The 11,454-nt window shown below is 65.9% G+C and carries 13 protein-coding genes; 3 read left to right on the top strand and 10 right to left on the bottom strand.

The features are described 5' to 3' along the window. Window positions 1–362: 362 nt before the first annotated feature. Complete coding sequence (rimO, locus tag ACO056_RS00145) at window positions 363–1,754, bottom strand: 30S ribosomal protein S12 methylthiotransferase RimO (protein ID WP_421850030.1); 1,392 nt, start codon at window positions 1,752–1,754, stop codon at window positions 363–365. A 167-nt stretch (window positions 1,755–1,921) separates the two neighbouring features. On the opposite strand from rimO, the gene ACO056_RS00140 reads away from it, so the two are divergent. Then, entirely contained in the window at window positions 1,922–2,284 is a 363-nt protein-coding gene (locus tag ACO056_RS00140; protein WP_421850027.1) for a DUF1761 domain-containing protein, read from the top strand. Here ACO056_RS00140 and ACO056_RS00135 read toward each other — a convergent pair. From ACO056_RS00135 to ACO056_RS00110, 6 genes are all read right to left on the bottom strand, one after another. After that, window positions 2,274–2,795 (bottom strand): murein hydrolase activator EnvC family protein, encoded by a 522-nt coding sequence (locus ACO056_RS00135; RefSeq protein ID WP_421850024.1) that lies wholly within the window; start codon window positions 2,793–2,795, stop codon window positions 2,274–2,276. The genes ACO056_RS00140 and ACO056_RS00135 overlap by 11 nt on opposite strands. Next, complete coding sequence (gene serS, locus ACO056_RS00130) at window positions 2,795–4,075, bottom strand: serine--tRNA ligase (RefSeq protein ID WP_421850021.1); 1,281 nt, start codon at window positions 4,073–4,075, stop codon at window positions 2,795–2,797. The genes ACO056_RS00135 and serS overlap by 1 nt, the downstream gene beginning before the upstream one ends. A 49-nt stretch (window positions 4,076–4,124) precedes the next feature. Beyond that, window positions 4,125–4,304 (bottom strand): YgaP family membrane protein, encoded by a 180-nt coding sequence (locus ACO056_RS00125; RefSeq protein ID WP_421850017.1) that lies wholly within the window; start codon window positions 4,302–4,304, stop codon window positions 4,125–4,127. Between the two features lie 278 nt (window positions 4,305–4,582). Then, a complete protein-coding gene (locus ACO056_RS00120) occupies window positions 4,583–5,101 on the bottom strand; it encodes a nuclear transport factor 2 family protein (protein ID WP_421850013.1) in 519 nt (172 codons plus the stop codon). Then, window positions 5,098–5,499 (bottom strand): putative quinol monooxygenase, encoded by a 402-nt coding sequence (locus tag ACO056_RS00115; protein ID WP_421850010.1) that lies wholly within the window; start codon window positions 5,497–5,499, stop codon window positions 5,098–5,100. The genes ACO056_RS00120 and ACO056_RS00115 overlap by 4 nt, the downstream gene beginning before the upstream one ends. Then, window positions 5,496–6,818 (bottom strand): cytochrome P450, encoded by a 1,323-nt coding sequence (locus ACO056_RS00110; RefSeq protein WP_421850007.1) that lies wholly within the window; start codon window positions 6,816–6,818, stop codon window positions 5,496–5,498. The genes ACO056_RS00115 and ACO056_RS00110 overlap by 4 nt, the downstream gene beginning before the upstream one ends. A 131-nt stretch (window positions 6,819–6,949) precedes the next feature. Between ACO056_RS00110 and ACO056_RS00105 the strand changes: the two genes are divergently transcribed. Together ACO056_RS00105 and ACO056_RS00100 are read left to right on the top strand one after the other, a co-directional pair. After that, entirely contained in the window at window positions 6,950–7,537 is a 588-nt protein-coding gene (locus ACO056_RS00105; protein WP_421850004.1) for a carboxymuconolactone decarboxylase family protein, read from the top strand. After that, window positions 7,534–8,808 (top strand): cytochrome P450, encoded by a 1,275-nt coding sequence (locus tag ACO056_RS00100; protein WP_421850001.1) that lies wholly within the window; start codon window positions 7,534–7,536, stop codon window positions 8,806–8,808. The genes ACO056_RS00105 and ACO056_RS00100 overlap by 4 nt, the downstream gene beginning before the upstream one ends. A 118-nt stretch (window positions 8,809–8,926) precedes the next feature. Here ACO056_RS00100 and ACO056_RS00095 read toward each other — a convergent pair whose 3' ends face one another. Genes ACO056_RS00095 through ACO056_RS00085 form a run of 3 tightly spaced genes read right to left on the bottom strand, consistent with a single transcriptional unit; the run spans window position 8,927 to window position 11,443 of the window. Further along, window positions 8,927–10,813: a PQQ-binding-like beta-propeller repeat protein gene (locus tag ACO056_RS00095; RefSeq protein ID WP_421849998.1), complete on the bottom strand. Its 1,887-nt coding sequence runs from the start codon at window positions 10,811–10,813 to the stop codon at window positions 8,927–8,929. A 14-nt stretch (window positions 10,814–10,827) separates the two neighbouring features. Beyond that, on the bottom strand, window positions 10,828–11,136 hold the full coding sequence (locus ACO056_RS00090) for a putative quinol monooxygenase (protein WP_421849996.1): 309 nt from the start codon (window positions 11,134–11,136) through the stop codon (window positions 10,828–10,830). 4 nt (window positions 11,137–11,140) lie between these two features. Beyond that, complete coding sequence (locus ACO056_RS00085; RefSeq protein WP_421849993.1) at window positions 11,141–11,443, bottom strand: putative quinol monooxygenase; 303 nt, start codon at window positions 11,441–11,443, stop codon at window positions 11,141–11,143. Window positions 11,444–11,454 lie beyond the last annotated feature (11 nt).

Raw genomic sequence — 11,454 nt, 5'->3', positions numbered from 1 at the left:
TCCAGAGCCCCACACCCCGCGAGAGCCGCCCTGGATTCCCGCCCGCGCGGGAATGACGAAGGCGCGAGGATTTGGGGTCGTTGCACGTGTCAGCGTAGCCTCCCAAGGCTGAGGGAAGCGCAATTCACCCCACCCAATCCTCCCCATTTGTGCTGCGCAAAAAATGGAGAGGAACACAGGCCATAAATAACAGACGCGTCTGTTATTTATAAACCGCTGTCCTACAGGTGGGCACCTGCGGCATGGTCCTCGGATGGCCATGCCCACATCTCGATTGTCCAAAGATTCCCGCGCCTTCCAGCGCAGAGGGGCGGGGTCTGCCGGGGCCCCCCGAGTTTCCGCTCAGGACTGTGTCAACCGTGTCAACTTGTAGGCAAAATTACCCCGTAGAGGTCGTGCGCGTCGGCGTCCTCCACCAGCACTTCGGCGAAGTCTCCGGCCTTCAGATCGGCGGGCACGTTGCGCAGGTAGACCGCACCGTCGATCTCGGGCGCGTCGGCCTGGCTGCGGGCGGTGGCGCCCACATCGCCGTCTTCGTCGGGTTCGCCCACTTCGTCGATGATCACGCGGACGGCGCGGCCCACTTTGGCGGCGAGTTTGGCGGCGCTGATCGCCTCGGTCTTGGCCATGATCCGGGCGTAGCGTTCTTCCTTGATCGCTTCGGGCACGGGATCGGGCAGGTCGTTGGCGGCGGCACCCGCCACGGGTTCGAAGCGGAACGCGCCGACGCGGTCGAGTTGGGCTTCATCCAGCCAGTCGAGCAGGTACTGGAAGTCCGCCTCGGTCTCGCCGGGAAAGCCGACGACGAAGCTGGAGCGGACGGCGATGTCCGGGCAAATTTCGCGCCAGGCCTTCAGGCGTTCGAGCACCTTCGCCTCGTTGGCGGGGCGCTTCATGCGTTTGAGGACGCTGGGGCTGGCGTGCTGGAACGGGATGTCGAGGTAGGGGGTGAGCAGCCCCTCGGCCATCAGCGGGATGACGGCATCGACGTGGGGGTAGGGATACACATAGTGCAGCCTCACCCACGGCGTGTGCCCGTCCGGCGTCTTCAGCTGGCCGAGTTCGCGGGCGAGGTCGGTCATGTGGGTGCGGACTTCGCGGCCCTTCCACTGGCGCGTTTCGTGCCGCACATCGACGCCGTAGGCCGAGGTATCCTGGCTGATCACCAGCAGCTCGCGGGTGCCCGCCGCCACCAGCTTTTCGGCCTCGCGCAGCACGGCATCGATGCGGCGGCTGGCGAGTTTGCCGCGCAGGCTCGGGATGATGCAGAACGAGCAGGCGTGGTTGCAGCCTTCGGAAATCTTGAGGTAGCTGTAGTGGCGCGGGGTGAGCTTCACGTCGCCGGGGTCCGCCTGCGGGATGAGGTCCACGTAAGGGCTGATCGAAGGCGGCGCGGCTTCGTGGACCGCTTCGACCACGGCTTCATACTGGTGCGCGCCCGTCACCGCGAGGACGCTGGGGAAGCGCGCGCGGATCGCTTCGGCTTCGTTGCCCATGCACCCCGTCACGATCACGCGGCCGTTCTCGGCAATGGCTTCGCCGATCGCGGCGAGGCTTTCTTCCTTGGCGGAATCGAGGAAGCCGCAGGTGTTGACGAGCACCACGTCCGCCCCGGCGTAGTCCGCGCTCATGGCATAGCCATCGGCGCGCAGGCGGGTGAGGATGCGTTCGCTATCGACGAGCGCCTTGGGGCAGCCGAGGCTGACCATGCCGACTTTGGGGGCTTCCGGCAGGATGATGGGTGTTGTGGCCATGGCGGGGGCGCTTACGCGATAATTGGCGGCGCGTCACGGGTCCGCGCACATTCCCCAATTCCCGCTCACCCTGAGCTTGTCGAAGGGTGTATGCCGCAGCGGCTGCGCTGTGTTGCTTCGACAAGCTCAGCATGAGCGGGGTAAGGGATGGCCGCGAGGAGATTGCGATGGGTCCGGTGAATTGGCTGGCGGTGGTGGCGGCGGGGCTGGCTGCCTTGGCGTTCGGCCTGGCGGTGCAGGGCCCGGCTGCGCGGCGGCCGGGGCAGGTGCTGCTGGCAGGCGCGCTGCTCTGGCTGACCGCGGCGATGATGGGGCACATGTTCGCGCGGGTCGGTGCGGCGACTCTGGCGGTGAAGCCGTGGCTTTACTTCATGATGTCGGGCGGGCTGGTGCTGGCCTTCGTCGCTCCGGCGCTAGCCATCGGTGAGGCGCGGGCGGGCGCTACGGCGCGGAAAATCATCGGCGGCGGGGCGTTCTGGATCGCCAGCTATCTGCTGATGGGCCTCGTGTTCTTCCTGTTCAAAGCCTGATCGGGAGGTAGGCCGCCGGGTTGCGCGGGCTGGTGCCCTTGCGCAGTTCGAAGTGCAGGCCGGGGCGCCTGGCCTCGCCGCTCTTGCCGATGCGCGCGATGATCTGGCGGGCCTTGATCGTCTGGCCTTCCTTGACGAGGACCTTGCCGAGATAGGCATAGGCCGTAACCCAGCTGCCGCCGTGGTCGATCACGATCAGCTGCCCGAAGCGCTCCGGCTCCTTGCCGGCGAAGACCACTTTGCCGGCGGCCGCCGCGTGGACGGTCATCCCGGCGAAGGCGGCCAGATCGATGCCGTTGTTGGGCAGGCCCTTCACCGGGGCGCCAAAGCGAGCCGTGATCGCGCCGGAAGTGGGCCAGATCAGGCGGGGCGCACCGGCCTCGCGCTTGGCGGGGAGCTGGGCGATTGGCGCGGCGCGGTGCTTTGGCGGCAGCAGGTCTTCCGGCTGCGCGTGCGCGGCAAGCCATGTGGGCAGGAGCAGCGCCGCTGCGGCCAGCCGGAACCCCCGCATCAGCCGAGCGGGACGAGGCGGGAGAGGCCGCCCATGTAGGGCTTCAGGACTTCCGGCACTTCGACCGTGCCATCACCCTGCTGGTAGTTTTCCAGCACCGCAACGAGCGTGCGGCCCACCGCGAGGCCCGAGCCGTTGAGCGTGTGGACGAACTCGGTGCCTTTTGCGCCTTCGGGCCGGTAGCGCGCATTCATGCGCCGCGCCTGGAAATCGCCGCAGTTGGAGCAGGAGGAAATCTCGCGGAACGCCCCCTGGCCGGGGAGCCAGACTTCGAGATCGTAAGTCTTGCGCGCGGTGAAGCCCATGTCGCCGGAGCACAGCAGCATCTTGCGGTAGGGGAGGCCGAGCGCCTGGAGGATCGATTCCGCAGCCTCGGTCATGCGCTCATGCTCGGCGTCCGAATCCTCGGGGCGGGTGATCGAGACGAGCTCGACCTTCTCGAACTGGTGCTGGCGGATGAACCCGCGCGTATCACGCCCCGCCGCGCCCGCTTCGGAGCGGAAGCAGGGGGTGAGCGCGGTCATGCGCAGGGGGAGCGCGGCGTCGGGCAGGATCTGGCCGAGCACCGAATTGGTCAGGCTGACTTCGGCGGTGGGGATCAGCCAGCGGCCATCGGTCGTCTTGAACAGGTCTTCAGCGAACTTGGGCAGCTGGCCGGTCCCGAAGGCGGCTTCGTCCTTCACCATGAGCGGGGGCGCGCACTCGGTATAGCCGTTCTCGCCGGTCTGGCGATCAAGCATGAACTGCCCCAGCGCGCGTTGGAGGCGCGCCATGGGGCCGCGCAGGAAGGTGAAGCGGGCGCCGGCGATGAGGGCGCCAGTCTCGAAATCGAGACCGAGCGGGGGGCCGAGATCGGCGTGTTCGATGGGCTGGAAATCGAATGCGCGCGGGGTGCCCCAGCGGCTGACTTCGACGTTGCCCGCTTCGTCCTCGCCTTCGGGGACATCGGCGGCGGGCAGGTTGGGATGCGCGGCGAGCGCGGCGTTGAGCTCGGCGGTGAGGCGGCGCTCGTCTTCTTCCAGCGCGGGGAGCGCGGTTTTCAGTTCGGCGACTTCGGCCTTGAGCGCTTCCGCGGCGTCCTTGTCGCCCTTGCCCATGGCGGCGCCGATGGCCTTGGAGGCCTCGTTGCGGCGGGCCTGCGCTTCCTGCATCCGCGTCGCGACATCACGCCGCGCGGTATCGAGCGCGAGGATCGCCGCCGATTGAGGGGCGACGCCGCGGCGGGCGAGGGCGGTGTCGAACCCGGCGGGGTTCTCGCGGATCAGGCGGATATCGTGCATGGTCCGGGCGCTATGCCGTCTGCCAGCGCCCGGAGCAAGTAGGAGGCGATCAGGTGTGCAGGCCGAGGACGCTATAGAGCGGGCAGACACCCGCGAAGGCAGTGACGATGGGGACGATGGCCACGAGTGCGATCAGCGGGTGGCCGAGGAGCAGGCCGAGAACGATGATCATCGCGGCAAGCGCGAGGCGGATCACCTGGTCGGCATCGCCGATATTGCTTTTGAACATGGGTCAGGTCCTCCACTTGGGTTGGGTGTGGAGGTTCTATGCGCGCCGGACGGTGGGCAGACATTGATGCGGATCAAGTGGGATGCGTTGGCGTGCTGCACCAACCTCCGTCATCCCCGCGAAGGCGGGGATCCAGGGCGAAGTAGCGCTGTGGCTGCCCTGGATCCCCGCCTTCGCGGGGATGACGAAGGAGAGGCGGGGATGGCGAGGGAGTTGGCGCTGTGCCTGGTGTCTCGACTTCGCTCGACACGAACGGCTCTTGGGGATCAGCGAGAAAGCTAGATCGTCCGGTACTGCGGATGCCCGCTCCCCAAGATTTCCAGGATCGGCAGCGGGAAGGCCGCGTTCGGATCGAACACTGGCTGATCGGGGATCGGGTGCGACCAATCGAGCACGTAGTCGCGGCGGGATATGCGCCATTCGGTGCCGCGCTTCTCGAAGGCATCGAGATAGCGCCCGCCATAGAGTGTGCCAGCATAGGTCCCGGATTCGCTGAGGTGCGCGCCGGCGGTGAGGCCATAGGTTTCCACCTCGGCGAGGCTCTCACCGATGAAGCGGATCGCGGGGGCGTTCAGGAAATGCCAGCGGCGCGCGCTCTGGCGTTCGATGGCCATGACGACGGGGACGAAATCGGCCGCGCTGCCCTTGAAGAAGCCGTAGTCGATGGGGGCTTCCGGCCAGTAGCAACTCGCCTGCCCCGCATCGTCCAGCCAATCGAGCGTGCGCGAATAGCGGGCAAGAACATCGGCGATGGCATCCTTGGCGAGGAGTTCGCCCAGCGAGGTTGCAGCGCTCATGCGCGGCCGGTCCACCATGCCGGGATGGTGAGGGGGAAGCGCTCTTGCGCGGTCTTGAGATCGGCATCGGCATCGGCGGCCAGCGGCGCATCGACCGTGGGCGGAAGGCCGCCGCCCGAGCCCTTGACCGGATCGACATATTCGAGCCGGATATCTTCGAGCACGGCGGCGAAATCGTGACCTTCGTGGTGCGGCGACATCTGGTGGCGGTAGAACGCCTCCTTGTTGTCGAACGAGAGCAGGCAATAGTAGAGGTTCGCCGCCTCGCCCTTCCAGTATTCGTAGCGTTTCACGCCGGTTTCAGTGCTCCAGGTCTGGTGGATCATGTCGGCCATGATCTCCTCCCACTGCGCTTCGGTGCCGGGCTTGATGCGGATATGCGCGAGAAGGGTGGTCATTGGACAGGCTCCCTTTGGAAAGTGCAGTTAAGCGCAAGCGTGCCGAGCATGATGCCCGGCTGGTGGAGGAAGGTGTTGCCGGGCGCGTAATCGAGGCTGGCCAGCCGGTCGCACAGGCGGTTCCACGCGATGGTCTGTTCGAGCCGCGAGAGGCCGGTGCCGGGGCAGACCCGCGGGCCTGCCGAGAAGGCGAGGTGGCGGGTGACGGCGGCGCGGTCGAGCTTGAGGTCGAGCGGGTCGTCGAACTCATCCGGATCGATATTGGCGGCGCCCCAGCGGAGGTGGAGCGTCGATCCGGCGGGCACCTGGACGCCCTGGAACACTTCGTCCTGCGAGGTCACTCGGGTCGATAAGCCCTGCGTGGGGGAGCGCAGGCGCATGCCTTCCTCGGTGAAGGGCCGGATAAGCGCTCGGTCTGCCTTGAGCTGCGCGAAGAGGCCGGGGCGCTCTATCAGCAGCTGGGCTTGCTCCACGAGCGCGTACTGTGTCGTTTCCAGCCCGCCGATGACCATGGCGTAAACGATGCCGTCGATCTCGTCGTCGGTGAGCTTGCGGTCCAGCGCTTCGTAGTGGACCTGGGTGAGATAGCTGATCATGTCCTCGCCCGGATTGGCGCGGCGGCGGCGGACGTGAGTCCCGACATAATCGGAAAAGCCCGCGAGCAGGCGGAACTTCTCGGCGCTCTGCTCCGGCGTGAGCACGTTGTTGTGCCCGCAGCCGTGGACATAGGACATGACCTGCGCGTTGCCCCAGATTTCGAGGTCCTTCACATCCTCCAATGGGAAGCCGAGCACATCGGCCATGGTGCGCTGGGGCAGGGGCCGTGCGAAATCGGCGACGAAATCGAACTGCTCGCCCGCGATCCACTTGTCGATGAGGTTATCGACATGGCCGGTGATCATCGCCTCGTGCCGCTTGGCGCCGGGGCCGACCCACGGATCGGTCAATTGCTGGCGGTGTGCCCGCCAGAGTTCGGGATTGGGGCGCAGCGAGGCGATCGATTTCACCATGGCATCGATATCGGGCATGGCGCGGACCGAGGCGGGATCGGCCTTACGTGCTTCGAGCAGCAGCGAAAGCGTGGGCGGATAGCGCTCCCAATCGCGCACGACGCGGGCGATGTCCTCGTATTTCGAAAGGATGAAGGCGTCGCGGTCCGGCGCCAGCCCTTCGCCGGGCAGGCGCAGCACCGGGGCCTCGGCGTGGAGGATGGTATAGGCCTCGTACCAGTGTTCGGCAGCACCTGGGCCGAACAGATCGACATCCGCCAGCGCGTGCGGACACGCCATCGGGCTCAACTCGTGATTGACGTGGCGCATGGCCTCTCTCCCCTGGCTCTATTCAAATCGCCAGTTGTTGTTGGGGGGATGGTGCATGACCAATGCAGCGCTTGCCATGCTCACTTTTGCCAAGAGCATTTCTGGCAGCACTGGACGGAAGGGACTGCACTATGACCCGCGTCGCCAAGATTGCCCCCGAGGATTGGGATCCGCGCCTGCGCGCTGCGCTGAAGCCGGAAGACCGCACCGAGATCGAACAGGGCATGATCCGCTTCCTCGCCCATTGCCCCGATCAGGTGCTGGGCATGATGCAGTTTGCCGGAGCGCTGAAGGTGCATCGGCAATTGCCGGAAAAGCTGGTGGAGCTCGTGCGGCTGCGTGTCGCCTTCTTCAACCAGTGCCGCAGCTGCATGGCGATCCGCTATACCGATGCGCTGGAGGACGGGGTGACCGAAGACCTCGTGTGCTCGCTGGAGCGTCCGCAGGAAGCCGAGAACCTCACGCCCGCCGAGAAGGCCGCGATTCGCTTTGGCGAGGCGATGGCGACTGACCACCTGCGCATCGACGAGGCGATGTATGCCTCCCTTCGCGAACATTTCAGCGAGTCCGAGATCGTCGAACTCGGCATGACCTGCGCGTTCTTCGTCGGCTTCGGGCGGCTCGCGGCGACGCTGCACATGGTGGAGGAACTGCCCGATGCGTTCCGGCAGGAGGGCGTGGTTGCGCCCTGGGGCGAGGAACGGGTGGTCGTGCGATGAGCGACGGTTCCGAAGAACTGGGCGTCAACCTGTTTGATCCGGCGGTACAGCAGTGCCCTTATGATGCCTATCGCACGCTCAGGGATCAGGCCCCGGCCTACCGGCAGCCGGGCACCAACATGTATGTCGTGACGCGCTACGAAGACGTGCGGCGGGTGCTGCTCGATTCAGAGACCTTTCCAAGCAGCCCCAAGGCGATCGGGCTGCAGACGCTCTCGGCCAATGTCGAGCGGCAGAAGAAAGTGGTCGAGCGGTTCAAGGAGCGCGGCTGGCTGCCCGAGCCGACGCTCAGCGGGCGAGACGATCCGAACCACAAGCAGATGCGCGCGATGTTCAACGAGGCGTTCAAGCCGAGCCGGATCAAGGAAATCGATCCGCTGGTGGAAACGCTGGCCTATGAACTGATCGATGGCTTCGTGGCCGACGGGCGCTGCGAATGGGTTAGCCAGTTCTGCGTGCCGCTGCCGCTCTACATCATCGGCGAGCAGATGGGCGCGAAGCGCGAAGACATGTGGAAGATCAAGCGCTGGACCGACGCCTTCTTCAAACGCATCTCGATGATGCTGCCCGAGGAAGACGAGATCGAGATGGTCGACCGCGAGATCGAGGCGCAGCACTATTTCCAGCCGATCTTCGAGAGGCTGCGCGCCAATCCCGATGACTCGCTGATCAGCGTGCTGGTCAACACCGTGATCGAGGGCTGGGGCCGCCCGCTCAATGACAACGAACTCCATGCCGAGATGATGGCCGATACCTTCGTTGGCGGGAGCGAGACGACGACCAATGCGCTCGCGGCGGGGATGAAGCTGCTGATCGAGAACAAGGACGTCTGGCACAAGCTGAAGTCCGATCCCGAGCGCTATATGAAGACGTTCGTGGAAGAAGTGGTGCGGCTGGAATCGCCAGTGCAGAGCCTGATGCGCTTCTGCGCGAAGGATACCGAGCTGGAAGGCACGGTGATCCCCAAGGGGGCGCTTATCAACGTGCGCTTTGCCGCAGCGAACCGCGACGAGCGCGTGTTCGAATGCCCGGAGAAGCTCGATCTGGATCGGCCCAAGGCGGGGGCGCACATGGGCTTCGGCTCAGGCACGCACCACTGCCTGGGCGCGCCGCTGGCCCGGCGGGAGCTGGCGTGGGGCTTTCAGGCAGTGGTCGACCGGTTCGAGGACATGCACTTCGCTGATGGGGCGAACGACTTTTCGGTTCACCCGCACTTCCTGCTGCGCAGCCTGAAGGCGCTGCATATCGAGTTCGAGCCGAAGCGGGGTTAGCTGATTCCGCTGCTGGCGCGCGCCGCGAGCGAGAGGAGTGCACCCAGCCTCGTCATCCCCGCGAAGGCGGGGATGACGAAGGGGTGGGAGATAACGAGGGGGGTGACGGGGGGCGACCCTACTTCGCCGCCTCGAACACCATCAGTGCGTTGCCGGGTGCGTGGCTGTACATGCCGTAGCCCGAGTTCACGAAGACCTTGCCCTTCCACACGGCAGCGCCGGGGCCGCTCATCGAGCCACCCCTGGCCGTCTGGCCGCCGATGGCGGGCATCGGCTGGGTCGTGTCAAACTGCCAAAGGACCGCGCCGGTATCGGCATCGTAAGCGCGCAGCATGCCATCGAGGTGGCCGCCGAAGATGACGCCGGGGATGGCGGTGACGGCAGCGGAAATGCCCGGATCGCAAAACTTGCGGCCCTCGCAGTTGTCCTTGGCCTTTGCCTGCCAGATCACGTTGCCGGTCTTGGCATCGAGCGCGTGGAGCCCGGCGCCGCGAATGGCGGGATCGTAGAGGCGTGCATCGCCGGTATCGGCCATGTCGTTGATCGGCACGAAGACGCGGGTTCCTTCGGCGGCCATGCCGAAGTGGACGCCGCCCTGCGTGCCGCCATGGCCAAGCCGGGTCATCCATTTGACCTTGCCGGTATCGGGATCAAGGCCCCAGGCCTGCCCCGATTTCTGGCCGACGACGAGCATCTTGCCGCCATCGCCCGTATCGAGCAGCAGCGGCGAAGCGGCGACGTCATAGTCCGGCCCGCCTTCCTTGGGGCAGGAGCCGAGGCCCATCATGCAACCCACGTTCCACGCGTCACCCAGCGTGAGCTGGGTGTGCCAGACGCGTTCGCCGGTGCGGGCATCGACCGCAAAGACCGCGTCCGAACCATCGTCTGCGGGAGAGGAATAGTTTTCGCCCGAACCGAAATAGACGCGGTTCGTCGCGGCAACATACGTCGGGCTGCCCCATACTGGCGCGCCGGAGGGGCCGAGGATCTGGGTGCCGTCGGCCGTCTTGCCTTGCGGGACAGGCTGGCCGGCAGTGTAGGCACGCCACTTTTCCACGCCAGTGGCGGGGTCAACGGCGACGACCGAGCCGCGGAACGTGCAGCAGGGATAGGCAGGATTGCCGGCCTGCACGACCTCGAGCGAGGAGACGGGCACATAGAGCAGCCCCCCGCCCAGCGTGGGCGTGCCGGTGATCGTGGCATCGGCATGATCGCTCATGCGGTTGGCCCAGAGCTCCTTGCCGGTCATCGCATCGAGCGCGCGGACCTTGCCGAGGAGATCACCGAAATAGAGCCGCTTGGTGGCGGCATCCGTGACGATCGCGGTGCGCACTTCGGCGCTGAGGCGGGTCGTCCACCTGGTGCAGCCGGTCTCGGGATCGAAGGCATAGACGGTGCCGTCCTGGCTGCCGACGAAAAGCGTGCCCCAGCCGATCGTGGGCTGCGAACGAATATGCGTCGCGGCCGGATAGGCGAATGCCCATTTCAGCTTGAGCTTCGGCACATCGGCCTTGGCGAGGCCGGCGATCCCGGCGGGGATGAAGCGGCGGTTGTCATGCCCCCAGCCGATATCGGCGGGCACGTCGGTCATGTCGAACTTCGCCGCAGCGCCCTTGCAGCGCGGCGGCGGGGCCGGGCGCTGGTACGAGGCATAGGGCGTGCGGGTGAGGTATTCGGCGACCTGGATCTTCTCCGCCGGGGTCAGGCTCGCGGCCTGCTGGCGCATCACGCCGTCTGTCAGCGCTGAAACGATGGCATCGGGGGCGAGCATGGCAAGGAAGTTGGGCGAGGGCGCCTTGGGCACGCCGCCAAGGTGGCACATTGCGCAGTGCTGCTCGAACAGCGGGCGGCCCGGTGCGGTTTCAGGATTGATGGTGGGACCGGCGCGGGAATTCATATCGTCGGTCGACTTGATCCGCGTCGGCGTCGCGGCATTAAGCCCGGCGGCGAGCGCCAGCGCGGTCAGGCCTGAAAGGACCGCGAGACGTCCTGTTTTGAACAGCATGGCGTTTAGCCTCTTCAATCGAGCGAGCGGTAGAATGTGATCTTCATGTCTTCGGCGAGGCACGCGAGGATTGGCGGCACGAGCCGGTCATGGAAATCGATGTGCATGTGCGTTTCGAACGCGGCATCATCCCTGAAGGTGGCGATGCACTGGAACAGGTCCGGGTCTTCTTCCGACTGAAACAGCTCGTAGACCAGCGCGCCGGGTTCCTGCGCGAACACCAGCTTCTTGAGCTCGGTCTGCAAGGCGATCAGTTCGCCGCGCTTTTCCGGAAGGGTGCGCAGCTGGGCGATGAAGCTCTTGCCGGAATTTCGGGCTGTCATGGTCTCAAGCCTCGGCAGCGGGTTCGAGATCGTAGAGCAGTTCGCGCGTGTAGGAGCCGTCCATGCAGGCGATCATTCGTTCGATGAGCGGCTGGTTGTGGGGATATGCTCCATGGGCCTTGTCCGCTTCCTCATCGGTGAAACGTTCGTAGACCGCGAACATGCCCGGCTGCGCAAGCCGGTAGAACTGATAGGATAGCGTGCCCGGCTCGCCCGGAGCCAACGCTTCCATCTCCTTGGCGAGCGCGATGAATTCGGCTTCCTTGTCGGCGCGGATGCGGAAGCGGGAGAGGAAGGAAAAGGCCATCGGGGTGTCTT

The organism is Novosphingobium sp., assembly GCF_965228995.1.
In the GTDB taxonomy this organism is placed as follows: domain Bacteria; phylum Pseudomonadota; class Alphaproteobacteria; order Sphingomonadales; family Sphingomonadaceae; genus Novosphingobium.
Note: the sequence above shows the minus strand (reverse complement) of the source record. Positions and strands in the feature narration are given on the sequence as shown.

Bases quoted from the DNA above. Each gene is read 5' to 3' on its own strand.
- rimO (WP_421850030.1), bottom strand. From the start codon at position 1,754: ATGGCCACAACACCCATCATCCTGCCGGAAGCCCCCAAAGTCGGCATG.
- ACO056_RS00140 (WP_421850027.1), top strand. From the start codon at position 1,922: ATGGGTCCGGTGAATTGGCTGGCGGTGGTGGCGGCGGGGCTGGCTGCC.
- ACO056_RS00135 (WP_421850024.1), bottom strand. From the start codon at position 2,795: ATGCGGGGGTTCCGGCTGGCCGCAGCGGCGCTGCTCCTGCCCACATGG.
- serS (WP_421850021.1), bottom strand. From the start codon at position 4,075: ATGCACGATATCCGCCTGATCCGCGAGAACCCCGCCGGGTTCGACACC.
- ACO056_RS00125 (WP_421850017.1), bottom strand. From the start codon at position 4,304: ATGTTCAAAAGCAATATCGGCGATGCCGACCAGGTGATCCGCCTCGCG.
- ACO056_RS00120 (WP_421850013.1), bottom strand. From the start codon at position 5,101: ATGAGCGCTGCAACCTCGCTGGGCGAACTCCTCGCCAAGGATGCCATC.
- ACO056_RS00115 (WP_421850010.1), bottom strand. From the start codon at position 5,499: ATGACCACCCTTCTCGCGCATATCCGCATCAAGCCCGGCACCGAAGCG.
- ACO056_RS00110 (WP_421850007.1), bottom strand. From the start codon at position 6,818: ATGCGCCACGTCAATCACGAGTTGAGCCCGATGGCGTGTCCGCACGCG.
- ACO056_RS00105 (WP_421850004.1), top strand. From the start codon at position 6,950: ATGACCCGCGTCGCCAAGATTGCCCCCGAGGATTGGGATCCGCGCCTG.
- ACO056_RS00100 (WP_421850001.1), top strand. From the start codon at position 7,534: ATGAGCGACGGTTCCGAAGAACTGGGCGTCAACCTGTTTGATCCGGCG.
- ACO056_RS00095 (WP_421849998.1), bottom strand. From the start codon at position 10,813: ATGCTGTTCAAAACAGGACGTCTCGCGGTCCTTTCAGGCCTGACCGCG.
- ACO056_RS00090 (WP_421849996.1), bottom strand. From the start codon at position 11,136: ATGACAGCCCGAAATTCCGGCAAGAGCTTCATCGCCCAGCTGCGCACC.
- ACO056_RS00085 (WP_421849993.1), bottom strand. From the start codon at position 11,443: ATGGCCTTTTCCTTCCTCTCCCGCTTCCGCATCCGCGCCGACAAGGAA.